General features: G+C 63.8%; 24 protein-coding genes. 9 read left to right on the top strand and 15 right to left on the bottom strand.

Annotated features, from left to right (window positions below; all coding sequences use genetic code 11):
* Window position 1: 1 nt before the first annotated feature.
* Window positions 2–181 (bottom strand): lipoprotein, encoded by a 180-nt coding sequence (locus B0E51_RS12855; protein WP_077445368.1) that lies wholly within the window; start codon window positions 179–181, stop codon window positions 2–4.
* Between the two features lie 118 nt (window positions 182–299).
* Here B0E51_RS12855 and B0E51_RS12860 point away from each other — a divergent pair, with 118 nt between their 5' ends.
* Both B0E51_RS12860 and B0E51_RS12865 read left to right on the top strand, forming a co-directional pair.
* On the top strand, window positions 300–989 hold the full coding sequence (locus tag B0E51_RS12860; protein ID WP_077445301.1) for a hypothetical protein: 690 nt from the start codon (window positions 300–302) through the stop codon (window positions 987–989).
* A gap of 201 nt (window positions 990–1,190) precedes the next feature.
* A complete protein-coding gene (locus B0E51_RS12865) occupies window positions 1,191–1,463 on the top strand; it encodes a hypothetical protein (protein WP_077445302.1) in 273 nt (90 codons plus the stop codon).
* A gap of 89 nt (window positions 1,464–1,552) precedes the next feature.
* Here B0E51_RS12865 and B0E51_RS12870 read toward each other — a convergent pair whose 3' ends face one another.
* A complete protein-coding gene (locus B0E51_RS12870; RefSeq protein WP_077445303.1) occupies window positions 1,553–3,046 on the bottom strand; it encodes an efflux transporter outer membrane subunit in 1,494 nt (497 codons plus the stop codon).
* Window positions 3,047–3,189: 143 nt separating this feature from the next.
* On the bottom strand, window positions 3,190–3,663 hold the full coding sequence (locus tag B0E51_RS12875) for an N-acetyltransferase (RefSeq protein ID WP_143525913.1): 474 nt from the start codon (window positions 3,661–3,663) through the stop codon (window positions 3,190–3,192).
* Between the two features lie 245 nt (window positions 3,664–3,908).
* Here B0E51_RS12875 and B0E51_RS12880 point away from each other — a divergent pair, with 245 nt between their 5' ends.
* The gene (locus B0E51_RS12880; protein WP_077445304.1) at window positions 3,909–5,393 is read left to right on the top strand and encodes a RimK family protein; all 1,485 of its coding nucleotides are present in this window, start codon (window positions 3,909–3,911) and stop codon (window positions 5,391–5,393) included.
* 19 nt (window positions 5,394–5,412) lie between these two features.
* On the opposite strand, the gene B0E51_RS12885 is transcribed toward B0E51_RS12880, so the two are convergent.
* Entirely contained in the window at window positions 5,413–5,667 is a 255-nt protein-coding gene (locus B0E51_RS12885) for a hypothetical protein (RefSeq protein WP_077445305.1), read from the bottom strand.
* Window positions 5,668–5,821: 154 nt separating this feature from the next.
* Between B0E51_RS12885 and aroE the strand changes: the two genes are divergently transcribed.
* The gene (gene aroE / locus B0E51_RS12890; RefSeq protein WP_077445306.1) at window positions 5,822–6,652 is read left to right on the top strand and encodes a shikimate dehydrogenase; all 831 of its coding nucleotides are present in this window, start codon (window positions 5,822–5,824) and stop codon (window positions 6,650–6,652) included.
* 219 nt (window positions 6,653–6,871) lie between these two features.
* Window positions 6,872–7,387, top strand: a complete 516-nt coding sequence (locus B0E51_RS12895; RefSeq protein ID WP_254424517.1) for an energy transducer TonB — start codon at window positions 6,872–6,874, stop codon at window positions 7,385–7,387.
* A 12-nt stretch (window positions 7,388–7,399) separates the two neighbouring features.
* Here B0E51_RS12895 and B0E51_RS12900 read toward each other — a convergent pair whose 3' ends face one another.
* Genes B0E51_RS12900 through B0E51_RS12910 form a run of 3 tightly spaced genes read right to left on the bottom strand, consistent with a single transcriptional unit; the run spans window position 7,400 to window position 10,025 of the window.
* Complete coding sequence (locus B0E51_RS12900) at window positions 7,400–7,729, bottom strand: phosphotyrosine protein phosphatase (protein WP_077445308.1); 330 nt, start codon at window positions 7,727–7,729, stop codon at window positions 7,400–7,402.
* On the bottom strand, window positions 7,729–8,262 hold the full coding sequence (locus tag B0E51_RS12905) for a gamma carbonic anhydrase family protein (protein WP_077445309.1): 534 nt from the start codon (window positions 8,260–8,262) through the stop codon (window positions 7,729–7,731). Before B0E51_RS12905 ends, B0E51_RS12900 begins: the two co-directional genes overlap by 1 nt.
* Entirely contained in the window at window positions 8,259–10,025 is a 1,767-nt protein-coding gene (locus tag B0E51_RS12910; RefSeq protein WP_077445310.1) for a patatin-like phospholipase family protein, read from the bottom strand. Before B0E51_RS12910 ends, B0E51_RS12905 begins: the two co-directional genes overlap by 4 nt.
* Before the next feature lie 142 nt (window positions 10,026–10,167).
* On the opposite strand from B0E51_RS12910, the gene B0E51_RS12915 reads away from it, so the two are divergent.
* A complete protein-coding gene (locus B0E51_RS12915) occupies window positions 10,168–12,210 on the top strand; it encodes a M3 family metallopeptidase (protein WP_077445311.1) in 2,043 nt (680 codons plus the stop codon).
* Between the two features lie 111 nt (window positions 12,211–12,321).
* On the opposite strand, the gene B0E51_RS12920 is transcribed toward B0E51_RS12915, so the two are convergent.
* Complete coding sequence (locus tag B0E51_RS12920; RefSeq protein WP_008438719.1) at window positions 12,322–12,531, bottom strand: cold-shock protein; 210 nt, start codon at window positions 12,529–12,531, stop codon at window positions 12,322–12,324.
* A 337-nt stretch (window positions 12,532–12,868) separates the two neighbouring features.
* Here B0E51_RS12920 and xth point away from each other — a divergent pair, with 337 nt between their 5' ends.
* The 3 genes from xth (at window position 12,869) to B0E51_RS12935 (ending at window position 15,349) form a co-directional block, all read left to right on the top strand.
* The gene (gene xth, locus B0E51_RS12925) at window positions 12,869–13,636 is read left to right on the top strand and encodes an exodeoxyribonuclease III (RefSeq protein ID WP_077445312.1); all 768 of its coding nucleotides are present in this window, start codon (window positions 12,869–12,871) and stop codon (window positions 13,634–13,636) included.
* The gene (locus B0E51_RS12930) at window positions 13,633–14,310 is read left to right on the top strand and encodes a YecA family protein (protein WP_077445313.1); all 678 of its coding nucleotides are present in this window, start codon (window positions 13,633–13,635) and stop codon (window positions 14,308–14,310) included. The genes xth and B0E51_RS12930 overlap by 4 nt, the downstream gene beginning before the upstream one ends.
* A gap of 205 nt (window positions 14,311–14,515) precedes the next feature.
* Entirely contained in the window at window positions 14,516–15,349 is an 834-nt protein-coding gene (locus tag B0E51_RS12935) for a pirin family protein (RefSeq protein WP_077445314.1), read from the top strand.
* 117 nt (window positions 15,350–15,466) lie between these two features.
* On the opposite strand, the gene B0E51_RS12940 is transcribed toward B0E51_RS12935, so the two are convergent.
* The 7 genes from B0E51_RS12940 to B0E51_RS12970 form a co-directional block, all read right to left on the bottom strand.
* Entirely contained in the window at window positions 15,467–16,288 is an 822-nt protein-coding gene (locus B0E51_RS12940; RefSeq protein ID WP_077445315.1) for a carbohydrate ABC transporter permease, read from the bottom strand.
* Window positions 16,285–17,172, bottom strand: coding sequence for a sugar ABC transporter permease (locus tag B0E51_RS12945; RefSeq protein WP_077445316.1), 888 nt, complete (start codon window positions 17,170–17,172; stop codon window positions 16,285–16,287). Before B0E51_RS12945 ends, B0E51_RS12940 begins: the two co-directional genes overlap by 4 nt.
* The gene (locus tag B0E51_RS12950) at window positions 17,169–18,455 is read right to left on the bottom strand and encodes a sugar ABC transporter substrate-binding protein (protein WP_343124667.1); all 1,287 of its coding nucleotides are present in this window, start codon (window positions 18,453–18,455) and stop codon (window positions 17,169–17,171) included. Before B0E51_RS12950 ends, B0E51_RS12945 begins: the two co-directional genes overlap by 4 nt.
* Before the next feature lie 41 nt (window positions 18,456–18,496).
* Window positions 18,497–19,996 carry a glucoamylase family protein gene (locus B0E51_RS12955; RefSeq protein ID WP_254424518.1) on the bottom strand — a complete coding sequence of 500 codons (1,500 nt, stop codon included), beginning with the start codon at window positions 19,994–19,996 and terminating at the stop codon, window positions 18,497–18,499.
* Window positions 19,997–20,041: 45 nt separating this feature from the next.
* Window positions 20,042–21,562, bottom strand: a complete 1,521-nt coding sequence (locus B0E51_RS12960; protein ID WP_077445319.1) for a tryptophan halogenase family protein — start codon at window positions 21,560–21,562, stop codon at window positions 20,042–20,044.
* A 120-nt stretch (window positions 21,563–21,682) separates the two neighbouring features.
* Window positions 21,683–24,676, bottom strand: a complete 2,994-nt coding sequence (locus tag B0E51_RS12965; protein ID WP_077445320.1) for a TonB-dependent receptor — start codon at window positions 24,674–24,676, stop codon at window positions 21,683–21,685.
* 66 nt (window positions 24,677–24,742) lie between these two features.
* A complete protein-coding gene (locus B0E51_RS12970) occupies window positions 24,743–25,765 on the bottom strand; it encodes a LacI family DNA-binding transcriptional regulator (protein WP_077445369.1) in 1,023 nt (340 codons plus the stop codon).
* Window positions 25,766–25,934: the final 169 nt, after the last annotated feature.

Genomic DNA, 25,934 nt, shown 5'->3' on the forward strand with positions numbered 1-25,934 from the left:
GTCAGTACTGGTCGCTGTCTTGCGTTTCCACGCTTGCCGCCGGGGCCGGCATGCGGGGCTTCGCCGTACTCGATGCCGACACCGGCTTGGTCGGCGGCAGCACCAGCGGGCCTTTCTGGCCACAGCCGGCAAGCAGGGCGACAACAAGGCAGAGCGGCAGCAGCAAGAAGGATCGATGCATGGCGAGTTTCCTGTGGACGGTCGCAGTATAGCGAGGCTCGCTGAACCAGCCGCAGTGCCGGGTCATCGCCGTTATGATGCACGCCAGAGCGCACACCGAGGCGACGAGGAGAGACCCGATGGACTGGAGCACGTTGCTGCGCATGCCGATGACGGTGCTGCTGGTGTTGGCGGCGGTCTTTCTGCTGGTGACACTAATGCAGCTGGTGGTATTGCGCCGGCACCTGCACAACGGTCGACGGCTGGCGGCCAGTTGGCGTGCCCTGCTGTGTCTGCTCTGTTTCGCACTGACCCTCCTGCTGGCCGGTACCGGTGTCGCGCTGCGTGGTTACCGGCTGCTGGCCGAAGAAACACCGGTAGTCGATATCGACGCCCACATCCTGTCGCCGCAGCGTTGGGCGCTCACCTTGAGTTGGCCCGATGGCAGCACGCGGCAGGCGCAACTGTCCGGGGACGACTGGCGCGTCGAGGCGGTGGTGCTGAAGTGGAAACTGCCGGCGCTGCTGGCCGGGTTGCCGCCGCTGTATCGGCTCGACCGTCTGTCTGGCCGCTATGACGATCCCGCGCAGGAGGCAAATGCGCCACGCACCGTGATCAGCCTGGGCGAGGCTGATACATTCGATCTGCTCAATCTCAAGAAGCAGTATCCACAATGGCTGCCCGAAGTCGACACGCTCTACGGCAGCGGTGCGTTCCTGCCCTTGGTCGATCAGGGCCACTACAGCATCAGCCTGATGCGCACCGGCGCACTGGTGGCGCGCCCGGATGACGCCACGGCGCAGCGGATCGGTTCGCCCCTCGGCGGTTGAGGTCGGCGTCGGCTGGATTCGGTCGATGCCGACCAGCTGCGGATAGATCGCAGGAACTTGAGTCCGCGTGCCTGCGCACCACGCTGCTAGATTTGCGCCACCTGCCCGCTGGCTGGCATGCCGCATGTGGATCCGTGGGGTTCGCACATGGCGGATTAGCGAGGCGGGTTCATCGAGTCATATCCCTGTCAGGAGAGAAACATGAAGCGCACACAGTCCTTCGCACTGATCGCAGGTCTTGCCCTCGCCACCACCGCTGTACTCGCCGCACCACCCGTGCGCGATGTCAGCGCGAAGCGCCATCCGAACATTGCCGCGGCACAGCGGCTGACCGATCAGGCGTTCAAGCGCATTACCGACGCGCAGCAGGCCAACGAATGGGACATGGACGGTCATGCGGCGAAGGCCAAGGACCTGCTCGACCAGGCCAGCCGTGAACTCAAGCAGGCGGCTGAGGCAGCGAACCGCCACTGAATGACCTCGGGTCACCTTCGTTGAGGAGGTGGCCAGGCAGTGCAGAGGTGTGTCGTCGATCCCGCCTGCTTCAGGCGGGATCGACTGTCTCAGCGAACCGGAGAGCTGCTGTTGGAACTCGTCTTGAAGGCATCGACACTTGGCGACGGCGACGGGTTTTCTGTGCGGTAACCGCCACCTAGCGCCTGGATCAGCTGCACCGAGAGATCCATCTGCTGGCTGTCCAGCGCCGCCATCCGCTGCTGCGCGGCCAGCAATTGCTGGCGCGCGATCAGCGTTTCCAGTGAGCTGCCGAGGCCGCCCTTGTAGAGTTTCAATGCATCGTCCCAAGCCTGCTGCGCGTCCTGCTGCGCGCGCTGCTCGGCGGCGATCTGGGTTTGCATCGACTTGAGTGCGGCGTAGTTGTCGGTGACCTCATTGACCGCGCGCACCAGGGTTGTGTCGTATTGCGCCACCAGCCCGTCATAGCTGGCGTCGGTTGCCGCCAGATGAGCTCGCCGCCGCCCGCCGTCGAAGATCGGCAGGCTCAGCGCAGGGGTGATGCCATAGGTGCGAGCCGGCAGCTGGAACAGGCCGCTGCTGTCGCCCACCGCGACGAAACCAGCCATTGCGCTGATGCTGATGTTCGGCAGGAATTCAGTCTTCGCCGCCTTGATCTCCTTGCCAGCCGCTTCGACACGCCAGCGCGCGGCGACCAGATCGGCGCGACGGCCGATCAGCTCCACCGGCAGGTTGTCCGGCAGTGCGAGATCGGCCGGCTTCAACACGCGCGGTCGCGCAATCTGCAGGCCGCGATCGGGCCCTTGGCCGAGCAACACGGACAGGCTGCTGCGCACGGCATCGATGGCGTGTTCGACCTGGGCCTTCTGCTGCTGTGCGCTGGCCACTGCGAAGTCGGCCTGATGCAGTTGCTGCGGCGTGCCCAGACCGGCTGTCACGTAACGGCGGGCGAGTTCGAGTACCTTGCCGGTGCGCTGCAGCTCGGCGTCGGCGACGTCCTGCTGGGCGAAGGCATAGCCGAGCTGGATATACGCGCGCGCGACGTTCACCGACAACTGGAGGCGCGCCGCATGCGCATCAATCTCGGCCGCACGGCTGCGACCCAGCGCTGCCTCCCACGCGGCGCGCTTGCCGCCCCACAGATCCAGTCCCCAGGAAAAATCGAGTGTGGCCGACTTGGCCCAGGCAAACGTGCCCAGGTCCTCCACCGGATAGCTGTAGTCCTTGCTCGACAGCCGGACCCCGGGCGCCGCAGCGTCCAGAGCCACCTGCGGGCCACGGGCCGCGCGGGCACCCTGCACCTGGGCTTGCGCCAGTCTGGCTGCCGCGTCGGCAGCGGCCAGACCGGGATTGTTCTTCAGCGCTTCATCGATCAGCGCCGACAGCTGCGGATCGCCCAGGCCAACCCACCAGTCCTGCGCCGGCCATGCCGCTGGAGTGAGCTTCACGTCAGCGAGGCTGCGCTCCATGGTGAGGTTTTGCGGATCGGTCAGCTGGCCGTCGGGGTGCAGGCCGCGACTGCTCGCGCAGCCGGCGAGCGCCAGGGTAAGCGCGGTGGCAAGAGTCAGGATACGCATGGACATCGGGAAATCTCATGAGGCACGACGATTGGACTCACCGCTGCTCGCGGTGTCGCGACGTTCCCTATATCCCCTCGATCGCGGCGACATGATAAACCCACGCTGCAGGTTGCGCGGCGACTTGTCGGGTCACGCAGCCTAGCGAATCAGTCCAGCGATTTCTCGTAACGCCAGGCGTGCGTGCCATCCTGGTAGTACTGCGGGTAGTGGCCGATATGCCGGTAACCATGTCGTTCGTACAGGCGCACTGCACTGGCGTTGTCGTCACGCACTTCCAGTCGCACGGCGTGGCAGCGGCGTTGCCGTGCGGCCGCTTCCACGGCGTCCAGCAGCGCGGTACCGACACCCTTGCCGCGCGCTTCGGGTTTGCTGGCGATCGAGTACAGCCGCGCCACCCGACTGCCCTTGCGGAAGAACACCACGGCGGTGCCGAGGAAGTTGCGGTGATTGGCGCTGGCTACCAGCACCAGCGCGGAGTCGCTGTCCAGATGGCGGCGGTATTGCGTGCGGCTGAGTCGATCGCTGTCGAAAGTCCCTTCCTCCAGCGCCACCAGGTCATCGAGATCGGACGATTCGGCGCGGCGCACGCGCACGCTGGCACTGGCAGGGGAGGCATGCATGCTTGCGGGTGTCTTCCGGTGAGGGCGGTACGGCAGGTAGGAGGATCGGCTGCGCGGACTCTAGCAGGCGGGGTCCGCGGACGCGTGCTTTCCAGGTCCGATCAGGTCGTGCGGGATGCTGTTTATTCATGCTTCAGGGCTTTCGCTTGTGCCACGGCGTCCCTGTGCCAAACTGCGCGCCTTATGTGTCCCGCCGCGCCAGGCGCAGGGCATCTCCGCCATAGCTGGATCACCTGAGTGGTGCCATGACCCGTCTGGTCATCGTTGTCGAAAAAGCTTCCGACTGGAGTTCGTACTACCCCTCCGTCGACGTCATGAGCGCGATGGATTACCTGCGCGAGCCAGTCGGTGGTGACGACGAACGCACCCATGTGATCAACCTGTGCCGCAGCTACAAATACCTGGGTACCGGCTACTACGTGTCGCTGCTGGCCGAGGCACGCGGACACAAGGTGATGCCGTCGGTGCGCACGGTGAACGACCTGCGCCGGCGCTCGCTGTACGGCGTGGACATCAACGACCTCAACCAGAAGCTGACCCACTTCCTGCCGGCCGGCGGCCGCGACACCACCGACTTCGGCATCCTGGTCTACTTCGGCGAGACCGCCTATCCGGCGCTGCAGGATCTGTCGCGCCAGGTGTTCGAATCGTTCCCCTGCCCGCTGCTGCGCATCGAGTTCGAGCGCGATCGCGTGTGGCAGGTCAGCTCGATCAAGCCGGTCGGCCTGCAGACGCTGGACGATGCGCAGGAAGACGCGTTCGCCGAGGAGCTCGACCGCTTCTCCAAGAAACTGTGGCGCAAGCCGCGCGCGCGCAAGCTGTATCGCTACGACATCGCGATGCTGGTCGATCCGGCCGAGCAGATGCCGCCGTCGAACAAGAAGGCGCTGAAGGCCTTCATCGCCGCCGGCAAGCAGCTCGGCATCGAGGTCGATCCGATCGGCAAGAACGACTACCAGCGTCTCGCCGAATACGACGGCCTGTTCATCCGCGAAACCACCGCCAGCGACAACCACACCTATCGCTTCGCCCATCGTGCGGAGAAGGAAGGCATGGTGGTGATCGACGACCCGACCTCAATTTTGCGCTGCACGAACAAGATCTTCCTCAACGACCTGATGGTGTCGCGCAAGCTCGCGGTGCCGCGCACCGAGATCCTCTACCGCGACGACAGCAAGGGCATGAAGGAGGTCGTCGCCAAACTCGGCTTTCCACTGGTGCTGAAGATTCCCGACGGTTCGTTCTCGCGCGGTGTGGTCAAGGTGGAAAGCGAGGCGGCGCTGGAGAAGGCTGCGGGCGAACTGTTCCAGCACAGCGCGCTGCTGCTGGCGCAGGAATACGTCTATACCGAGTTCGACTGGCGCGTCGGCGTGCTCAACCGCGAGCCGCTGTACGCCTGCAAGTACTACATGTCACGCGGTCACTGGCAGATCTACAACCATGGCGCCAAGGGCACCGCGAAATCCGGCGGTTTCGAGACGGTCGCGGTGAGCGAGGCGCCAGCGGAGGTGATCAAGCTGGCGCTGAAGGCAACCCAGCCGATCGGCGACGGATTCTATGGTGTCGACCTCAAGCAGGTCGGCAACAAGCCGGTGGTGATCGAAGTCAACGACAATCCGTCGATCGATGCCGGTGTGGAAGATGCCCATCTCGGCGATGCCTTGTACCTGCGTGTCATGCAGGAGTTCCTGCGCCGGATGGAACGCAAGCGACAGGGTATTACCAGCTGAATCGGAGGCCGCAAAAGGCTCAATGCCACACCGCGCGATGCGATGTGTGGCGCCGCGGCCGGCAAAGCGCCAGCAACTGACGCGGCAGCGACGGTTCCAGCACCAGCAAGACGGCCAGCGGTGCACCGACCAGCCAGAACGCCGGTGTCCAGCCGAGCAGGTCGGTGCGCACCGGGACCAACGTAGTCAGCAGGAGAGCACTGCCGCCGAGCAGCCACAGCATGGCGGCGGCAGGCAGGTGCGAGTGACGTGAGGGATGTGTCTGCGGGCGCATCGGGCGTATCCGTTCGGTGAGGGATGACGGCATCCTGCGCGGCGCTCATCTCACGGGCTGCGACCGGCGTGCGGATGAAGGTCACGGCCGTCATGGCTTGTAGAATGCGTACCGGTACGCCGCCACGGCGTCCGCCATCAGCCAGGGAAACCACGTGGATCCAGCCCAGTTTGCCGTGTTCGGCCATCCGATCAGCCACAGCCTGTCGCCGCAGATCCATCAGGCGTTCGCGCAGCAGTTCGGTATCGCGTTGGAGTACCGCACGATCGACGCGGCACCGGCCGACTTCGCTGAGGCGGTGCGGCGTTTCTTTGCTGACGGCGGACGCGGCGCGAATGTCACGCTGCCGCACAAGGCGGCGGCCTTCGCATTGGCTGACCAGCGTAGCGAGGCAGCTACACGTGCCGGCAGCGCGAATGTGCTGACCCGGCTGGCGGACGGAAGACTGGCCGCGCACAACACCGACGGTGACGGCATGGTGCGCGACATCACCGAACGCCACGGCGTCGATCTGCGCGGCCATACCGCGTTGCTGCTGGGTGCCGGTGGCGCTGCGCATGGCGTAGCGTGGAACCTGCTGGATGCCGGCGTGGACACGCTGACCATCGTCAATCGCTCGCCCGCCGCGGGCGATGCGCTGGCCGGTGCGATCGGCGAACCGGCGCGTGCACATACGCGCTACTGGGAGGATCTGGCCGACATCGGCAGCTACGACCTGATTGTCCAGGCCACCTCGGCCGGCGTGCTGGGCGCGTCGCTGCAGCTGCCGTTCTCGTTGGTCGGTGCACGCGCGCTCTGCTACGACTTGTCCTATGGCATCGCGGCCAGCGGCTTCCTGAGCTGGGCGAAGACGGCTGGTGCGCGCTACGCGTTCGACGGCCTCGGCATGCTGGTGGAAACCGCCGCCGATGCGTTCGAGCTGTGGCATGGCCAGCGGCCGGAGACCGAGCCGGTGTACCAGTTGCTGCGCCGACATATGGCCTGAGTGTGCTGGGCCGCCGGATCTGAGCCATGCCGCTGACGCGACCGAAAGCGGCCACGGCAATGCACGGAAGCGGTGCCGCCATATCGCTGAAACACTTGAACACTATGGTGGCGCCAGCCGCCGGGAGCGTGCCGACGGCGGCAACTTCCGCGCGCGGCCATTTTCTACGCAGCAGGCGTCATGTTTCGCTCACTTTCCCTCCTGGCGCGTCGCCATACGATGGTCCTCGTTTCCGTGCTGTCGCTGATGGTGCTGGTTGGCGGGGTGTTCTGGTACAACCATGCCACCACCGAAGCGTCGGTCGTCGATGCCGGGACGGCGCCTGCCGGCGCGTCGACTGCATCCGGCAGCGACGCACAGAGCGGTAGTCAGATCCTGCTCGGGCTGGCCCGCGATGCCATCCATGACGGCCGCCTGGTGGCACCGGCGGGCAGCAATGCCTACGAGTTCTATCTCAGCGTGCTGCAGCTTGAGCCGCAGAACCGCACGGCGCAGGAAGCATTGCGCGAGTCCTTCCCGCGCGCCTCCGAAGAGATCGAGCGAACGATCAACCAGAACGATCTGGACGAGGCGCGGCGCGAGATCGACCTGCTGCGCGAATTCGACAGCAACAACTTCACGCTGGCGTTGCTCGGCGGGAAACTTTCCGCAGCACGCAACATCGAAACCAAGCGACATGAAGCGGAAGCCGAGCGCATCCAGCAGACGAACACCGGGCACTCTGCGGGGATGTGAGCGCGTTCAGCGTCAGCGCAATAGCGGGCCGGCTTTTTCCAGCAACAAGCGGACCAGCTCCGGCTGCATGAATTCGTAGCGGTCGGGGATATCCAGACAGATCACTCGTTTGCCCTTGAGCCTGGCACGATGTCGCGCGTGCAGGCGCCGCCGGTGGCTGGATTCCATCACCACGATGAGTTCGGCCCAGTCGAGCTGCTCGGCCGTCAGCACCACCTCGGCATCATCGGCCAGACCGGCGGAATCCACTTCCAGTCCTGGCCATGCACCGAACACCTGTTCAGCGGTGGGACTGCGCAGGCGGTTGCGGCTGCACAGGAACAGTACGCGGCGCGTGGCCATCAGGCCGAAGCCAGATACTCGTCTTTCAACCGCACGTAATGGTCGGCTGAGTAATGCAACTGCTCGACCTGACGGTCGCTGAGCAGGCGCACGAACTTCGCCGGATTGCCCAGCCACAGCTCACGCTCACCCACCACCTTGCCCGGCGGAATCAACGCACCGGCGCCGACGAAGCCGTACTTCTTCACCACCGCGCCATCGAGCACGCTGGCGTGCATGCCGATCAGACAGTAGTCGCCGATGCTGCAGGCATGCACCACCGCAGCGTGACCGACGGTAACACCTTCGCCGATCAGGCAGGGAAAGCCCGGGCCGTACGGACCGGCATGCGCGACGTGCACGACGCTGCCGTCCTGGATGCTGGTACGTGCGCCGACGCGGATGTAGTTCACGTCGCCGCGCAGCACCACGCCAGGCCAGATCGATACATCGTCACCGAGCACCACGTCGCCGATCACGCTGGCGGCGGGGTCGACATACACACGATCACCGAGGGTCGGCGTGATGCCCTTGTAGCTGCGTAGAGAATTCATGGGTGCATGGTAACCGTCGTCGTGCCGTTGCGTGCACGGGCTTCGAGTACCTCGATCGTATGCCGGTAACCGGCATCGATCGCACGCTGCCAATCCTTCCAGTCGAGCATGCCGATGTGTTCAAGCGGTGGCGTGATCAGCAGATCGGCGCGTTCGCGCCGCTGTTCGCTTGCTGTCTCGCCGTTGACCATGCCGGCGCGTACCAGGGTCGATACCAGGCCCGGCCGGCGGATGTCCTGGCGCCGCTGCAGCAGCAAGCGCCACAGCGGCGGTGTGGCGGATTCTTCGGCGGTGGTGAGCAGGGCGATATCGGCGCGGATGTCCAGCGCGGTGATGTGCGCGATGCCATCGGCAGCCATCACATCGGTCGGCAGGTTGTTGACCAGCGCGCCGTCGACATGGACGCGGCCCTGATGCAGCACGGGCGGCAGTACGCCGGGAATTGCGCTGGAGGCACGCAACCACAGCCACAGCGGGCCGCGCCGATGCACCGCCATGCCGCCGCCGGACAGGCGGGTGGAGATGCAGAAATACGGCAGCGGCAGATCCTCGATCTCGAGTGCGCCGAAGGCGCGCTGCAGCATCAGCGAAGCGCGCCGGCCACGGGTCATCGCCACCAGCGGCAGCGTCCAGTCCGACAGCGGGCGACCCTGCACGAAGGCGTGGCGCAAGGTTTCCGTCATCGCCTGCAGTTCCCAGCCACAGGCAACGCCGGCACCGATGATTGCGCCGATGCTGGTGCCGCCCACTGCGTCGAAGGCGTGGCCTGCTTCGTGGAGCGCGCGCAATACGCCAAGGTGCGCCACACCGCGTGCGCCGCCGCCGGCCAGCACCAGGCCGCGGCCATGTCCGCTGACCAGTCGCGCCAGCCGTGCGATATCGCCGTCGTGGCAGATGTGGTGGTGCCGCAGCTCGCCAGTGAACGGCGTCCGCCAGCGCTGCGCCGTGCCGAGGCTGACCTGGTGGCCGGCATGCAGCAGGACCAGATGGCGCGTGCGGTGACCGGTGCGTTTCGGATCCAGCAAGGCGGCTTCCGGCCAAGCGTGCGCCGGTTGCGCGGCCAGTGCCGGCAACAGCAGCACGTCGGCCTGGCGCAGGCAGCGCTGGCGCCACAGCGGGTCGCCGCTCGCATCCAGATAGATCACGAAGCGCAACTTCGCCTCGCGTTCGGCAAACCAGTCGCCGCTGCGCCCGGCACCCAGCTCGCCATCGATCACGGCGCAGCTGCCATAAGCCCCCAGTGCCTGCGCCAGTTGCATCGCCAGCACGCGCGCCGGTACCGACTGATCGATTGGCAGGATCGCGAATGTACGTGGTGCGCCGGGTTGATCCGCACCTCGGTCGCGCTGTTGGAGCCGTTCGATCGCCATTCGCGCCACACCCAGCATGGCTTGCGGATGCCGTCCGAGCAGTCGCTCGAAGGCGTCGCGATCGAGCCGCAGCAGCTCGGAATCGCGCAGCGCACGTACCGTGCGAATGCGCTGTTCACCGCCGAGCAGGCTGGCTGCGCCCACGCATTCACCGGCGGCGATCAGCTGGGTCAGCTCGGCGTTATCCTCCGGCGAACGGTCGTCGAACACGCCAAGGCTGCCGCTTTTCAGCAAATACAGCGAATCAGCCGGTTCACCGGGTTTGAACAACGGCCGTCCGCCGGGCAGGCCCAGCCACACCAGCTCGTGGGCCAGCGCTTCACGCGCAGGTGCATCCAGTTGAGCAAACATTCCGCTGCGCGCAAGCAGCTCGGTGACATCCGATGGCGACATGGCAGCAAGGTTACGGTGCGATCCATGACAAAACGGCATCACCGTGCCAGTCGCGGGGCTGTGCCAAGGTCGGTACCGGGTCGCGCGGCGTGCTTGATTTCAGCTGGCGCGATCGCCACGCTGGTGGCCTCAAGGAGATCCCATGAACCAAGACAATCCGCTGCTGGCCGACGACACCCTGCCGGTGTTCTCGCAGATCCACCCTGAACACGTCGAGCCAGCGGTCGACGCGATCCTCGCCGATTACCGTGCCGGCATCGACGCGCTCATCGCGCCCGGCGCACCGCGTGATTTCACCACCGTAATGCTGACCCAGGAACGGCTGGAGCAGCGGCTTGCCCGCGCGTGGGCTCCGGTTTCCCATCTGCATTCGGTGGCCGACAACGAGGCCCTGCGCAAGGTCTACGGACCGTCCGAGGAAAAACTCACCGAGCACGCGATCGAACTTGGTCAGAACCGTGACCTGTATGCCGCGGTGCAGGCGCTGGCCGATGCGCCGGACTTCAGCACGCTGCCACGTCCCGAGCGTGCACTGGTCGAACATGCGCTGCGCGATTTCAGGCTTTCGGGCGTCGCACTGGAGGAACCGGCGCGCTCGCGCTTTCGCGAGATCGGCGTGGAACTGTCGAAACTCTCCACCGAATTCTCCAACGCCGTACTCGATGCCAGCGAGGCTTGGCACGAGCACATCACCGACGAGCGCGATCTCGCCGGCATTCCCGAATCCGGCCGCGCCGTGCTGCGCCGGTACGCCGAGGATCAGGATCTGGATGGCTATCTGGTGACGCTGAAGCAGCCCAGTGTGCAGGCTGTGCTGACTTATGCCGACAACCGCGGCCTGCGCGAGCGGGTGTATTGGGCGTACCAGACCCGTGCATCGGACCAGGGTCCGAATGCGGGCAAGTTCGACAACAGCGCGCGCATCGAGCAGATCATGGCGCTGCGTCACGAGGCCGCGCAGCTGCTCGGTTTCGCCAACGCCGCGGAAGAATCGCTGGCCACCAAGATGGCCGGCTCGCCAAGTGAAGTGCTCGAATTCCTGCGCGACCTGGCCGTGCGCGCGAAACCGGTGGCGCAGCAGGAGCTGGCGCGACTGCGCGAATTTGCGCATGCCGAGCTGAAGCTCGACAACCTCGAATCCTGGGATGTCGGCTATGCCTCGGAGAAGCTGCGCCAGCAGCAGTACGACCTGGATCAAGAACAGCTCAAACCCTACTTCCCGCTGCCGGCCGTGATCGACGGCCTGTTCGGCCTCACCTCGAAGCTGTACGGCATCACCCTCGCCGCCCGCGATGGCGTCGACGTATGGCATCCGGATGTGCGCTATTACGATGTACGCGATGCCGGCGGTCGCGTGTTCGCCGGTGCCTATGTCGATCTGTATGCCCGCAACGGCAAGCGTGGCGGCGCGTGGATGGACGTCTGTCGCTCGCGCTTCGACGATGGCGAGCAGTCGCAATTGCCGGTGGCCTTTCTCACCTGCAACTTCGCGCCGCCCACCGAAGGCCGGCCGGCGCTGCTCACTCACGACGACGTGCTCACCCTGTTCCATGAGTTCGGCCACGGCCTGCACCATTTGCTGACAGAAATCGCGCTGCCTTCGATCGGCGGCATCGACGGCGTCGAATGGGACGCGGTGGAGCTGCCCAGCCAGTTCATGGAGAACTTCGGTTGGAATCGTGAGGCGCTGGATCTGTTTGCGCGGCATTACCAGACCGGCGAGCGGCTGCCGGATGAACTGTTCCAGCGCATGCTTACCGCGCGGTATTTCCATGCCGGCCTGTTCCTGGTGCGCCAGCTGGAATTCGCGCTGTTCGATTTCCTGCTGCACCTGGAATATGACCCTGCCGAGGGTGCCCGCACGCTGGCCGTGCTGGAACAGGCGCGCAAGCAGGTCGCCGTGCTGTATCCACCCGCCTGGCAGCGTTTCCCGCACGGCTTCAGCCACATATTTGCGGGCGGCTACGCTGCCGGCTATTACAGCTATCTGTGGGCCGAGCTGCTGTCAGCCGATGCGTTTGGCGAATTCGAGGCACATGGCGTGATCGATCGTGCCACCGGCGAGCGTTTCCGCCAGGAAGTGCTGTCGGTCGGCGCCAGTCGTCCTGCGCTGGAAAGCTTCGTCGCCTTCCGTGGCCGCAAGCCCGAGCCAGAGGCGCTGCTGCGCAGCCACGGGCTGGTCTGATCGATAGCCGCGCGGCCTGTCCTGCCATCGTGCGGGCAGGCCGCGATGGCTTCAGGGCACAAAAAAACCCGCCGAAGCGGGTTTTTTCGAGGCGCTCAAGTCCGAAGGACTTCAGGCAGCCTGGACTTCCTCAGCCTGCAGGCCCTTCTGGCCCTTGGTGACGATGAACGTGACGCGCTGACCTTCCTGCAAGGACTTGAAGCCCGTGCCCTGGATCGCGCGGAAATGCACGAACAGGTCATCACCGCTTTCCGGCGTGATGAAGCCAAAACCCTTGGCGTCGTTGAACCACTTGACTGTACCGCTCTGACGATCCGACATGTAACATTACCTTTGAAGCATGGATGGTTTGCGGCTCGGAGCGAGTAGCACTTGACCGCAATAGGAGCAGGAAATCGGGGTTACCCCGGACTCTTGCCTGCTCAGCATACACCGTAATGCAAGGTTTCGGTGGTTTTGCTTGCAAATTCATGGAAATTGATTGGCTGGGGTTGCCAAACACCCGTTTCTTGCCGGTTTTGCGATCCGACACGGCAGCCAATCCGACCGCCGTGAGGTTGTCGCCGAACGGGTTTGTCCCCGTGGTTTCCTGGTAACGATCTGGAACCATGCCGCCGTTTCGACCGGTTCATGTCCATGCATCCCTTACAATGCCGCGATGAAGATCGCCTCCTGGAACGTCAACTCGCTGAACGTGCGGCTACCGCATCTGACCCAGTGGCTGGCCGACGCGCAGCCGGACATCGTGGCGCTGCAGGAAACCAAGCTGGAAGACGCCAAATTCCCGGTCGACGAGCTGGCCGCGGCCGGTTATCGCGCGGTGTATTCGGGTCAGAAGACCTACAACGGCGTGGCGATCCTGGCACGCAAACAGCCCACCGATGTCATCACCGACATCCCCGGGCTGGACGATCCGCAGCGGCGGATTCTCGCGGCCAGCATCGGCAAGCTGCGCGTGGTGGATCTGTACGTGGTCAACGGCAAGGCAGTCGGCGACGAGAAATACGCCTACAAGCTGGACTGGCTGGCCAAGGTTCGCGAGTTCCTGGCACGCGAGCTGGAGCGCCATCCGAACCTGGTTGTGCTGGGCGATTTCAACATCTGCCCGGACGATCGCGACGTCTACGATCCGGTCGCCTGGGGCGAAGACATCCTGTGCTCGCCGCCGGAGCGCGCCGGACTCAAGGCGATCACCGACCTCGGCCTGCACGACAGCTTCCGGCTGTTCGAGCCGGGTGCGCAACATTACAGCTGGTGGGACTACCGGCAAGCTGCGTTCCGTCGCAACATGGGCCTGCGCATCGATCTGATCCTGATCGGCGAGGCATTGAAATCCGCAGCCACGGCGGCGGCAATCGACCGCGAACCGCGTCGTTGGGAGCGTCCTTCCGACCACACGCCGGTGACGCTGGAACTGGATATATGACCACAAAAACCGAATGGCCCAGCTCGCTGGACGACAACGAACTGGATGAGCTGGATCGCTACCTGCGTGCGCACACCGGCGAGGGCGATCTGCTGCTCGACGGCGTGCACGGCCTGCTCAGCGCGCTGGCGGTCGGTCCGCTGCTGGTGCTGCCGGACGAATGGCTGCACGAGGTGCTGCACGAGCCGTTCGCCGACGAGGACGAAGGCAACCGTGTGCTGGCGCTGCTGGCCAAGCTCAACGATTCGATCAGTGCCGAGCTCGACGTCGATGCCTATGAGCCGATTCTCGGCGAGGTCGAGCAGGAAACCGGCCCGATGCTGTCGGCGGCCGGCTGGTGCGAGGGTTTCAGCCGCGGCATCGATCTGCGCGCGAGCCTGTGGGAAACCCGCCTGGCCGAGGATCCGCAGCTGATGGAACTGCTCGGCCCGGTAATGGCGCTGGCGGTGGATGAAGGCATCCTCAGCGCCGACACCGAGTTCGAGAAACTCAGTGACGACGAATACGACGAGTGCCTGTCGCAGGTGCCGGCCGTACTCGGTGCGGTCAATCAGTACTGGCAGGCCAAGCCCGTCACCGAAGCCGAGGTCGAGGCGATGGTGCATCAGCAGAAGCCGGGCGACGAGGACGACAACTCACCGCCGCGTCAGCGCAGCGGGCACTGGGTGCATTGAAAAACAGGAGTTGAGTGGAGAGAAGTGAGAAGTGAGAAGTGAGAAGTGAGAAGTGAGAGAAAAGCTTGGGCACACCAAGTGCCTTCTCTCACTCCTCTTCCCTCATTTCTCGATCTGCGTGAACGATCCGTTCCGGCCATGGCGCTTGGATAAACCTGGCAACAGCGCCATCTTGGCGGTCAGACATCTCAGACTGGAGCCACCCATGAGCGATCGCCACATCACCCGCCGCATCCGCGGCACCGACACGTCCGACGGCGCCGGCGTGAAGCTGAAGCGCATCATCGGCCAGCCCGGACTCGACATGCTCGATCCGTTCCTGCTGCTGGACGAGTTCCGTTCCGACGACGCAGGCGACTACATCGCCGGCTTCCCCGAGCATCCGCATCGCGGCTTCGAAACGGTCACCTACATGCTGGCCGGGCATATGCAGCACGGCGACAACCATGGCAACCGCGGCGACCTCACCCCGGGCAGCGTGCAGTGGATGACCGCCGGACGCGGCATCCTGCATTCGGAGATGCCGCAGCAGGAAAATGGCCTGATGTGGGGTTTCCAGCTGTGGGTGAATCTGCCGGCGAAGGACAAGATGACCGCGCCGCGCTACCAGGACATCGGTCCCGAACGGATTCCGGTGGTGCATCCGGCCGAAGGTGTGGAGGTGAAGGTGATCGCCGGCGAACTGGCCGGCGCGACCGGTCCGGTTGAAGGCATCGTCACCGCACCGGTGTATCTGGACATCAGCCTGCAGCCCGGCGCGTCGTTGACGCTGGATCTGCCGACCGGGCATCACGGTTTCGCCTATGTGTTCGAGGGCGAATCGGCGCTGGTCGGTGGCGAGTCACTGCAACGCAGCGAGCTCGGCGTGTTGTCCGAAGGCGAGCAACTGCAACTGGCCGGTGGCGACAAGCCATCGCGCGTGCTGGTGGTAGCCGGCAAACCGCTGAAGGAAAGCGTGGCACGCTACGGGCCGTTCGTGATGAACACGCCCGAGCAGATCCACGAGGCGATCGCCGACTTCCGCGCCGGCAAGTTCTGAAGCTTTGCTCCCTCTCCCCCAGCTCTTATTTAACTTGGGGAGAGGGCTGTGACCGGGGGGAATCCCCTTTTGGGAGGGTGAGAGGCGGGTACTCGCAGGAAAACTCGAAAGAACCGCTCAGCCCTTCACACTCCCCAGCAGCAACCCTTCCAGGTAATAGCGTTGCATCGCCAGGAACAGCACGATCACCGGCAGCACGGTGATGACGGAACCGGCCATCATCAGTTCGCTGTCCTGCGCGTGCTCGCGTGCGAGCGAAGCCAGTCCGATCGGCAAGGTGTAGTGCTCCTGCCCGGTCAGCACGATCAGCGGCCACATGAAGTCGTTCCACGCGGCGAGGAAGCTGAAGATCGCCAGCGTCACCATGATCGGCTTCAGCAACGGCAACACGATCTGCCCGAAGATGCGCCACTCGCCGGCACCGTCGATGCGCGCGGCCTCCAGCAGCTCATCCGGAATGCCGCGGGCGTACTGGCGCACCAGGAAAATGCCGAACACGGTGGCCATCGCCGGCACGATCACGCCTGCGTAGCTGTTGACCAGGCCGATGTACTTCAGCAGCAGGAACAGCGGCAGCATTGCTACCTGGGCGGGTATCACCAGCGCGCCGATCAATGCCTGGAACAGCCGCTCGCGACCGGCGAAGCGCAGCTTGGCGAAGGCGTAGCCGGCCATCAGATTGAACGCCAGCGACAGCGCGGTGATCACACTCGATACTGCGAGGCTGTTGAGCAGGTAGCGGCCCATGCCGGCATGCACGAACAGCTCGCGGTAGTTGCCCAAGGTGGCGTGCGCCGGCAGCAAGGGCGGCGGCAACGCACTGGCTTCGCCCGGCTGCATGAACGACACCGACAGCATCCACAGCAACGGGAACAGCGCCACCACCGCGCCCCCGATCAGCAGACCGTTGATCAGGGCTTTCGCCAGGCGCGGGTTCATGCCGGTTCTCCATCGTGTCCGCGCCGCGCCAGCTTCAGCATCAGCGCGGTCACCGCGAACATGATCAGGAACAGCAGGAACGCCACCGCCGAGGCGGAGCCGAGGTTCCACCACTTGAAGCCTTCGTCGTACATCAGGTACAGCACACTGGTGGTGCTCTGCAGCGGACCACCCTCGGTCATCACGTAGGGTTCGGCAAATAGCTGGAAATAACCCGACACGGTGAGGATGCTGACCATCAACAGCGTGGGCCCGAGCATCGGCAAGGTGATGTGGCGGAACTGCCGCCATGCCGAGGCGCCGTCGATGCGTGCGGCCTCGTACAGATCGAGCGGGATCGCCTGCAGGCCGGCGAGGAAGATGATCATGTTGTAGCCGAAGTTCTTCCACACCGCGAACAGGATGATCGTCGGCATCGCCCAGTGCGGATCGCCCAGCCAGTCGACCGGATGGATGCCGAGATGGCCGAGCACGAAGTTCGCCATGCCGTACTTGGTGTTGAACAGGTAACGCCAGATCACCGCCACCGCCACCACCGTGGTCACCACAGGCGCGAACAGCGCGGTGCGGAAGAACGGCTTGCACCGCGCCAGCGGTGAATTGAGCAGCAACGCGGCGCCGAGCGACGTTCCCATCGACAGCGGCACGCCGACCGCCACGAAGTACACCGTATGCCCCAGCGCCGACCAGAACAGTGGTTGGTGCAGCAACGCCCAGTAATTCTGCAGAGCCACGAAGCGCAGGTTGTGGATATTCGCCAGCGCGTAGAGATCGTAGTCGGTGAGGCTCAGCACCAGCGCGGCGATCACCGGCAGCAGGAAGAACACACCCAGCACCAGCAGGGCGGGCGTGAGGAACAGCCATGCGGTGCGTGACGAATTCATCGGTTCGCTTCCGCCGATGGATGCGTGTGATCGAGGATCCAGCGCCGCTTCTCCAGGATGCGGTCGGTGCGGCGATCCATCTCCGTGGTGGCCTGGTCGATCGTCAACTCCCCGGCAATCGCCTGCGCGGCGACCAGCTGCATCTCGTTGGCGATGCGCTCCCATTCCGGTACCGCCGGTGTCGGCCTTACACGTTCCAGCTGTTCGCGGAACGCACGTGCCTTCGGGTCGTCATGCAAGGAACCACCCGCCCACGATGCGCGCCGCGGTGGCATGTCGCCGAGCAGATCATAGAAGCGCTGCTGCACCTGCGGTTGCGACAGGTATTCGATCAACTGCCAGGCTGCATCCTTGTGCTTCGCCGTGCGGAAAATCACCAGGCTGGAGCCGCCAGCCGCGCCGATGCCGGCATCGTCCGGTCCTGGCAGTGGCGCGGTCGACCAGTCGTCCTGCTGTGCGGCAGGCAGACGCTTGCGGAACTCTCCGATATTCCATGGGCCGGACAGATAGAACGCGTAGACACCGCGACCGAATTCCGACCACGGATTGCCGGCTTCCACATTGGTGATCGGCGGGGCCTGATGCAGGCGAAAAGTGTCCACGTAGAACGTCAGCGCGCGTTTGAAGCCCGTACTCTCGAAATTGCCGTAGCGGCCGCCGTCGCGCAGCAGCGGATCGGGCTCCTGCAGCGCCAGCGACATCAGTTGTTCGTATTCGTTGGTCGGCAACAGGATGCCGTAGGTATGCTGCTGCAGATCGCTCAGGGCGGCGAGCATGCGCCGCCATTCGGCCCAGTCGCGCGGTGGTGCATCGAAGCCGGCGGCCTTGAGCAGATCCTTGCGATAGAACAGCAGTCGCGTATCGACGTACCACGGCACACCGTACAGCTTGCCGCCGACCACATTGGTCGCCCAGATGCTGGCGAAATAATCGTCCGGCTTGATCACCGTCGAATGGTCGACGAGCGGCTGCAGCGGCTCCAGTGCATCCAGCGCCACCATTTCCGGCAGCCAGGTGTTGCCCAGCTGGGTCATGTCCGGCATCGAACCACCGGCGAAGGCGGTGAGCAGCTTCTGGTGTGCCGCCGACATCGGCAGCTGCTGCACGTTCACGTGGATATCGGGATGTGCGCGTTCAAAATCCGGCAGCAACTTGATGATCGCCTCGCCTTCGCGGCCGATTGTCCAGAACGTGAGTTCATGGTTTTCTGCCGAGGCATGTCCACAACCACTGATCAGCGGAGCGCAAAGGAAAACGCACGCCAGCCGCAGGCCGCACCGTATCGAGCGTAAATGAAGCGATCGATGCGGGCGGCCGCCGAGATTCATTTCGTCGGTGTTTCTGCGCCCAGCCAGCTGCCGCTGAAACCGGCGCGCTCGAGCCCCTTGCGCATATACGGATTCTTCTTCATCACCTTCCACACGAAATCGCTGCGCCAGTTCTCGATCATCAGCACGATCGGCCCCTGGTCGATACCCAGCTGCAGGGTGTCGACCCAGCCCAGCTCGGGCACCAGCTTGCCGGTGCGCAGTTCGGTCTTCGCATGGAAGCTCGGATTGAATGCATCGACGAAGCCGTACCGGTTGTAGATGGACATGCCGTATCGTCGCTTCATTTCCTGCAATGCGGGTATCACGATCTCCGGTGCGAACGCGATCGAGCCCCCAGCCGCGGTCGGTGCGATGGTGCCGTCGTCGGAAATGTAATCCAGGCCAGCGCCGCGTGCGGTGTATCCGTCGAAATGGTGTTCACCCGTCGCGCTTTTCACGACGAAGTCGCCCGGACCATTGCTGGCGGTGAGGCCCCACATATTGGCGCCGTAACCGGTCCAGCCACCGGAATTGGCAATCGCGTAGGCGCGCTGCGCATAAGTTGCGCGGCGGCTGTTCTCGAAGTAGTCGAGATCGTGCTCGCGGCTCCAGGCATCGCGGATACCGCGGAAGTCGACCCAGACCTCGGTGTACTGGTGGCCGAACAGCGGAGCGAAGTTCAGAAAGGTCTGGCCGTAGAACTTGCCCCAGGTCCGCGGGTTGGTGGACAGCCACGCCGCCCACGCATCGGGTTCGACTGGATGGGTTGGCGAGCCGAGCGCGAGGATATAGACCAGCATGCCCTCGTCGTAACCTTTCCAGTCGGCCGGAATGAACTTGCCGCCCGGCGTCCAGCCCATGCTGATCAGCGGCTTGCGCGGCTGCATCCAGGTCCAGTCGACATCGCGGTAGATCGCATCGGCGAGTTGCCGGATCTCCTTCTCTTGCGGCGTGTCGCGGTCGTAGTACGACTCGGCGAACAGTACGCCGCCGAGCAGCAGGGTAGTGTCGACACTGGAAAGTTCGACAGAGCGCATCGCCCGCTTGCCGGTCTGCATGTCGAGGAAGTGGTAGTAGAAACCGTGGTAGCCGGCGGCATCGTCCTCGCTGTCGTTCTGCGGCGCATGCCTGAAGAAGCGCAAGGTCGCGAGGGTGCGCTCGATCGCCTGCTCGCGTGTGATGTAGCCGCGCTCAGCGCCGACGCCGTAAGCGGTCAGACCGAAGCCGACCGCCGCGATGCTGGAGAACGAATGGCCAGGGTACGAGTCGGGTACCAAACCGGTCTTCGGATTCGCGCTTTGCCAGAACCACTCGAATGTGCGCTGCTCCAGATCGTCGACCAGCTGCTGTTGCTGCCTGGGCATCGCAGCGTAGCCATGGTCGGGTGTCCTGGCGGCGAGCGGCGATTGCCAGCCCGCGCCAAGCACGAGCAGAGTGGTGAGTACGGTTGCTTGCAGGGTCCGGAAAAGCTTGTCGTGCATGATGAAGTGCTCGATCTCACAATGGGGAGTCATGCAGAGCCGTGTGGCGGTTGTCCGTCAGGCGGCTCGGGGGAATGGTCAAGCCACTACACTCGGTGCAATGCAGTGGCGATCGATGAACGCCTGATGCGACGGCATCGCATCGACGCAGCTGGCGACCACCTGGCCGACGCTGGCCATGAACCCGACCAGCTCCTTGTCGGGCATCTGGTCGACCAACGGATGGTAGCTCTGCGGCATGATGCGCTGACCTAACATCACCTGTACCCAGCTCGTGGTCGCGAACATTTCCTCGGCATCGCGGAAGAAGCGACCACTGTCCTTGAACAAGCGGATGTTGTCCTGCAGCTGCGCCGGGATCGACATGGTGCGGCACTGGTTCCAGAACGGCGTGTCGTCGCGCTCGGTGGCGTGGTAGTGCAGGATCAGGAAATCGCGGATGTGCTCGTACTCGAACGTCGCCTGCGCGTTGTAGCGATCGATCACGATTTCGCTGAAATCGCGCTGCGGAAACAGGTTGAGCAGCCGCGCAATACCCGACTGGATCATGTAGATGCTCGTCGACTCAAGCGGTTCCAGGAAACCGCTGGCCAGACCCAGCGCCACCACGTTCCTGTTCCAGGATTTCTTGCGCACGCCGGTGGTGAAGCGCAGCAGGCGCGGGTCGCCCATCGGTTTGCCGTCGAGATGCTTGAGCAAGGTCGCCGCCGCCTCGTCGTCGCTGACATGCGCACTCGAATACACGTAGCCGTTACCGGTTCGGTGCTGCAGCGGAATGCGCCACTGCCAGCCGGCCGGGCGCGCGGAGGCGCGCGTATAAGGCGTGGGTGGCTCGACCTTCTCGCAGGCGACGGCCAGCGCTCGGTCGCATGGCAACCAGTGGGTGAAATCGATATAGCCAGTGTGCAGCGCCTGTTCGATAAGCAGGCCGCGGAAGCCGGAGCAGTCGATGAACAGCTCGCCTTCGACGCGTTCGCCGCTCTCCAGCACCACCGCCTCGACGAAGCCGTCATCTGGCCGCAGCACGGTCTGCGCGACCTTGCCCTCGGTGCGGCGCACGCCACGCTTCTCGGCGTAGCCACGCAGGAATTTCGCATACAGGGTCGCGTCGAACTGATAGGAGTAGGCGATATCAGCCAGCGGCGAACTGGCAGGTACGTCGGTGGCCGAGGTCATGAATTTGCCGCGCGGCGCCGCCAGCGTGTTGATGCAGTAGGCGCCGATATCCGAAGCCACGCCCTTCTGCATGGCCTTGATCCAGAACTGGTGGAACGGCAGCAGGCTCACGTTGTGGCCTATCGTGCCGAAGCCATGGATGTACGAATCACCGAGGCGACTCCAGTCATTGAACTGCACACCGAGCTTGAACGTGCCCTGGGTGTTCTGCATGAACTCGATATCGTGGATGCCGAGCAGATCGTTGAACAGCTTGAGGTGAGGCACCGTACCCTCACCGACACCGACCGTACCGATCTCTTCGGATTCCACCAGCCGGATCGAATACTCGGCACCGAGGACCTTGGAGAACGCCGCTGCGGCCATCCAGCCCGCGGTGCCACCGCCGACGATGACAATGTTCTTGATGCGAGAGTCGGTCATGGGAAGTCTGCCAGTAGCAAGAAGGTAATCATGACGAGGTACTGCAAAACAAAGCCCGCACGCTGCGGGCTTTGAGTGAGGCCGGTATATCGTTGCGAGTGGTGGCCTGCAAACGTGATCCTAGAAACTTATGCCCATCGAGACTTTCACGGTGCGTGTATACCCGGTGATATCGCCGGTCGGGTTGTAGATGACCGGCGTCTTGTTGAGCACACCGTTCGAGCCCCAGCTTTCCAGGTAGTTGACGTAATTGTTCCAGTTGAATGCATTGAGCAGGTCGAAGCGGACATAGGCGTTGAGGCCGCCATAGATCTTGAAGTTCTTGGTGGCCTGGAAGTCGAAATCGCGATAGCCGTAGATCTTTCCGCCAAGCAGGAAGCGACCGTTGCCTGGCGGCGCGATCGATACCGAGCGGCACCCGCTCGCCGTGTCCGCACCGTAGCAGGCCAGATTGAGGTCAGGAATCGGCGTGGCCAAAGTCAGCTTGGCACCCATCACGAAGCCCCATGGCCCATCCAGCGTGCCAGTGGCAACGAGGCGATGCTTGGCGACCGCAGCGCCGGTGAAGGGATAGTCGCCGATCGTTTCCTCGTCGAAAGCGTACTGATCGGTCGGATCCTGGTTGTCGTTGTTCTGCCGTGCATGGGTGTAGGTATAGGCGATCGTCGTACCCCAATGAGATTCCGTGGTATACGGCTTTTCGGCGTACAGCAGCAACTGTGTGGTGCGCGTTTCCAGGCCGTTGTTGCCGATGATCAGGCTTCCGAAGCCAGGAATGCCGTTGCCCCAGGGCTGGCTGCCGTTCTCCCAGAAATCACCATTCGGATAGCGGTTGCCAAGGGTGTAGACAAGACCGTCATAGCTGCGAACGACAGCCACCGTGGCGCTGGTGTTCCAGTCGCCGATCTTGTTGCGCATGCCGATGCTGAACTGGTCGGAGTACGGCGCCTTCAGGTTGTTGTTGACCATGTCAACTTCCTTGCCGGCCGTGGTACCGGCCACCAGCGCCTGCAGGGTGCTGATATCCAGATATTTCGGGTCCCACGTCAGGCAGCTTGGACCAAGGTTGCAGGGCTCAAGCGGTGTATTGAAAAGGAGCGTGGGCTGCGACAGCACCGACTTGGTCTGCTCGACCTGCAGCGACTCGTACAAGTCGCGATCGTAGGAGCGGCCGATGCCGCCGAAGATCACGTGGTCCTGGTCGCCGTTGAGGTCGTAGGAGAAGCCAAAGCGTGGCTGGAACTCGTTCTTCGGCGCCTTGCGGTTGTTGCCGGTACTGATGTAGTCGTTGATGTTGACGCCGCCCTTGGCCAGCGTCTGCGCATAGGTCTGTCCGGCCGGTGCATTCGGGTCCTGGCTGTTGAACGCGGCAATCACGTTGGCCGGGGTGACATAGTTGAGGTACGAGGGGGTTTCCTCGTAATCCCAGCGGATGCCGAGGTTCAGGGTCAGGTGGTCGTTGACTGCCCAGTCGTCCTGGATATAGGTGCCGAACTGCTTGTCCGTACTGGTGGCGACCGGACTTTGTCCCGGTGTCGGCGAGCCGAACTGCACCTGGTACGGAATCGCTTCCGTACCGTTTGTGGGGGTCACCGCATAGCTGTAGAGCGCATTGCTGTCGCCCGCATCTTGCGCGGTCAGTTTCACGGCCTTGTACTTGACGCCCATCTTGATGACATGGTCGCCATGCCATTCGAAGTCGTTGAAGGTCAGGTCGTCCTGCAGGGACGGACCCTTCTGGCCCTTGTTCTGCTGTGCCAACGGTGAATTGCCCGTTTGCAGGATGTTCTGGTTCAGGTCGCTGGCTTCGACATAAAGCGCACCATCGCCCTTGATCACCGGAGTCGGCGTGTAGAACGCGTTTTCGTAGGTGGCTTGCAGGCGGTTGAACCAGCTATCCGTGCTGTGATCCCAGCGGATGTCGAAACGTTTGTCGGTGTTGACCAGGTTGAGCGCGGCCGAAGCGGTGGTGATGCCGCCGATACCGCTGAGCGCGTTTTCGTCACGGTATTTTCCGCTCATCTCCAGTCGGTCGCTGTCGGTCGGTTCCCAGTCGATCTTGCCGAACCAGTCGTTTTCCTTGAACGGCAGGCTGGCCGGTCCGATCTGTGCCTGAGCGCTTTGTGGCAGCTGGGTCGCGTATATGGCTTCACCGCCCGGCACCACGGCGACCGGAGTGTCGAATTCCTTGCCTTCGTAGGCGATAAAGAAGTGTGCCTTGTCCTGCACGATCGGGCCGCCGAGGTCGAAACCGTAGTCCTTTTCGTGCGACGGAGTCTTGAAGTCGTTAGCCTCCTCGGAGGGAGTCTCGGCGCGCAGGCGAGTGTTGGTGAAGCTGCCGAATACATCGCCGTGAAACTCGTTGGTTCCGGACTTGGTTTCGGCGGTGACTGCGGCACTGGAGATCTGGTCGTATTCCGCCTTGTAATTGGAGGTGATGACCTTGTACTCGGCGATTGCCAGCTGCGGGAACGGGTTGCCCTGGCTGCCGGTCTGGCCGGTGACGCCACCTTGCAGCACATAGTTCTTCTGACCGACACCGTCGATGTAGACATTGACCGCGCTGCTAGCTTGGGCACCGGAGCGGATGCTGGTATTGCCGCTTGCATCCCGCGTGAACACCATGCCCGGCACGGTGTCGGCGAACTCAAGGAAATTGCGCGAGGCTTCCGGCGTGGCGTTGATCTGGCGTAGCGACACCAGGGTGCCCACTTCGGATGTCTTGACTTCCTGCAAGGCAGCGCCGGTAACCGTCACTGCGCCGAGAGTGGTGGGGCTGCCGGCCGGCGGCGCGCTGAGCAGATCAAGTGTGGCGGTGGCGGCCACGCTGAGTGTGACCGTATGCTCGGTACCCGGACCGGCATCCACCTGATAGGTGCCTGGCGGCAGGCCAACCAGGGCGTAACTGCCGTCGGTGTCCGCCTTGGTGCGGCGCACGGCGCCCGTGTCCACGGCTTTCGCGGTCACGACTGCTCCAGCGGCAGCGTGGCCGCGGAGAGCGGCATCGGCGCTTGCAGCCATGGCCAGCGATGATGTGCCGACGGCAAACGTAGCCACCGAGGCCTTGATGAGATTCGCGAGCAGTTTCTTCTTGAAGTTCGTGGGCGCTTTCATGGTTCCCCTCCCGGATATACCTGCTGAACTTGTTTTAGGTCGCTACGTTCTTCGCGAACGGGGCATTTATGTGGATGGCGCTCTGGTGAGATTTGCCCCGCAGCTTTCGCGGATCACGATTTCGCAACCAAGCGTTTGCGCGGACGGGATCGACTGCTCCGGTGCTTCAAACAGTTCGGCGAGATGATCGAGCGCGCTTCGGCCTAGATCCGCGATACGCACGCGCACCGTGCTGAGTGCCGGCGTGATGTAGCGTGCGATGGGAATGTCGTCGAACCCGGCCAGTGCGATGTCCTGCGGCACCTTCAGGCCGGCATCCCGGAATGCGTACAGGCAACCGACCGCCATCATGTCGTTGGCGGCGAACACGGCATGCGGGCGTGTCTTCTGCGCCAGCAACAGCTGGCCGGCCCGGTAGCCGGATTCTTCGGTGAAGTCGCCGGCCACGACATGCGGCGGCATGGCTGGTGCGTGTTCGGCCATCGCCGCGCGATAACCCTCGTCGCGTTGCTGCGCATCGAAATTGCCGACTGGGCCGGCGATGTGGGCCACGCGGGTGTGGCCGCTGCCGAGCAGGTGCCGCACCATCGCGTAAGCGCCGCCATGGTTGTCTATGTTGAGGACGGGATACGTCTTGCTCTTCACCGCACTGTTGAGCAGCACCGCCGGTACGCTGGCGGACAAGTTGGCCCGCAGGAAGGCGGCGTCCACTTGCGTCGAAAGGATCAGCATGCCGTCGACACGACCCTGCATCGCGCGCAAGGCCGCCGCTGCATCATCGGCACCTTCATGCGAGCTGGAAACCAGCAGGTGCAGGCCGCGTGCCCGCGCTGCCAGATCGATGCCGCGAATCAACTCGGAAAAGAATTCGCCATACAGATCCGGCAGCAGGGCGCCGATGGTATGCGTGCGCCGGGTGATCAGCGTGCGTGCCGCTGCGTGCGGCACATAGCGCAGGCGGCTGGCGACCTCGCGGATGTGCTGACCGGTTTCCGCAGTGACACCGCTGCCGCCATTCAGGGCGCGTGAAACGGAGGCCACGGAAACCCCGGCCTCGCGCGCCACGTCTTTGATGGTTGTTGCCGCCATATGGGGTAGTCCGAAGATGCCGAAACCCTGCCGCGGCGCCAACGTAATCGTTTTCATGGAGTTTTGTAAAGCGCTCGTAAACGAGCATTTCTGTTGCGCCGCGGCAGGTTTTTGCCTGCACCATTTCGATACCGATAGACAAACCAACATCCACGCGTCGTGCCACGCG

The organism is Rhodanobacter sp. C05, assembly GCF_002001165.1.
Lineage (GTDB): Bacteria > Pseudomonadota > Gammaproteobacteria > Xanthomonadales > Rhodanobacteraceae > Rhodanobacter.

Bases quoted from the DNA above. Each gene is read 5' to 3' on its own strand.
- B0E51_RS12855 (WP_077445368.1), bottom strand. From the start codon at position 181: ATGCATCGATCCTTCTTGCTGCTGCCGCTCTGCCTTGTTGTCGCCCTG.
- B0E51_RS12860 (WP_077445301.1), top strand. From the start codon at position 300: ATGGACTGGAGCACGTTGCTGCGCATGCCGATGACGGTGCTGCTGGTG.
- B0E51_RS12865 (WP_077445302.1), top strand. From the start codon at position 1,191: ATGAAGCGCACACAGTCCTTCGCACTGATCGCAGGTCTTGCCCTCGCC.
- B0E51_RS12870 (WP_077445303.1), bottom strand. From the start codon at position 3,046: ATGTCCATGCGTATCCTGACTCTTGCCACCGCGCTTACCCTGGCGCTC.
- B0E51_RS12875 (WP_143525913.1), bottom strand. From the start codon at position 3,663: ATGCATGCCTCCCCTGCCAGTGCCAGCGTGCGCGTGCGCCGCGCCGAA.
- B0E51_RS12880 (WP_077445304.1), top strand. From the start codon at position 3,909: ATGACCCGTCTGGTCATCGTTGTCGAAAAAGCTTCCGACTGGAGTTCG.
- B0E51_RS12885 (WP_077445305.1), bottom strand. From the start codon at position 5,667: ATGCGCCCGCAGACACATCCCTCACGTCACTCGCACCTGCCTGCCGCC.
- B0E51_RS12895 (WP_254424517.1), top strand. From the start codon at position 6,872: ATGGTCCTCGTTTCCGTGCTGTCGCTGATGGTGCTGGTTGGCGGGGTG.
- B0E51_RS12900 (WP_077445308.1), bottom strand. From the start codon at position 7,729: ATGGCCACGCGCCGCGTACTGTTCCTGTGCAGCCGCAACCGCCTGCGC.
- B0E51_RS12905 (WP_077445309.1), bottom strand. From the start codon at position 8,262: ATGAATTCTCTACGCAGCTACAAGGGCATCACGCCGACCCTCGGTGAT.
- B0E51_RS12910 (WP_077445310.1), bottom strand. From the start codon at position 10,025: ATGTCGCCATCGGATGTCACCGAGCTGCTTGCGCGCAGCGGAATGTTT.
- B0E51_RS12915 (WP_077445311.1), top strand. From the start codon at position 10,168: ATGAACCAAGACAATCCGCTGCTGGCCGACGACACCCTGCCGGTGTTC.
- B0E51_RS12920 (WP_008438719.1), bottom strand. From the start codon at position 12,531: ATGTCGGATCGTCAGAGCGGTACAGTCAAGTGGTTCAACGACGCCAAG.
- xth (WP_077445312.1), top strand. From the start codon at position 12,869: ATGAAGATCGCCTCCTGGAACGTCAACTCGCTGAACGTGCGGCTACCG.
- B0E51_RS12930 (WP_077445313.1), top strand. From the start codon at position 13,633: ATGACCACAAAAACCGAATGGCCCAGCTCGCTGGACGACAACGAACTG.
- B0E51_RS12935 (WP_077445314.1), top strand. From the start codon at position 14,516: ATGAGCGATCGCCACATCACCCGCCGCATCCGCGGCACCGACACGTCC.
- B0E51_RS12940 (WP_077445315.1), bottom strand. From the start codon at position 16,288: ATGAACCCGCGCCTGGCGAAAGCCCTGATCAACGGTCTGCTGATCGGG.
- B0E51_RS12945 (WP_077445316.1), bottom strand. From the start codon at position 17,172: ATGAATTCGTCACGCACCGCATGGCTGTTCCTCACGCCCGCCCTGCTG.
- B0E51_RS12955 (WP_254424518.1), bottom strand. From the start codon at position 19,996: ATGACTCCCCATTGTGAGATCGAGCACTTCATCATGCACGACAAGCTT.
- B0E51_RS12960 (WP_077445319.1), bottom strand. From the start codon at position 21,562: ATGACCGACTCTCGCATCAAGAACATTGTCATCGTCGGCGGTGGCACC.
- B0E51_RS12965 (WP_077445320.1), bottom strand. From the start codon at position 24,676: ATGAAAGCGCCCACGAACTTCAAGAAGAAACTGCTCGCGAATCTCATC.
- B0E51_RS12970 (WP_077445369.1), bottom strand. From the start codon at position 25,765: ATGGCGGCAACAACCATCAAAGACGTGGCGCGCGAGGCCGGGGTTTCC.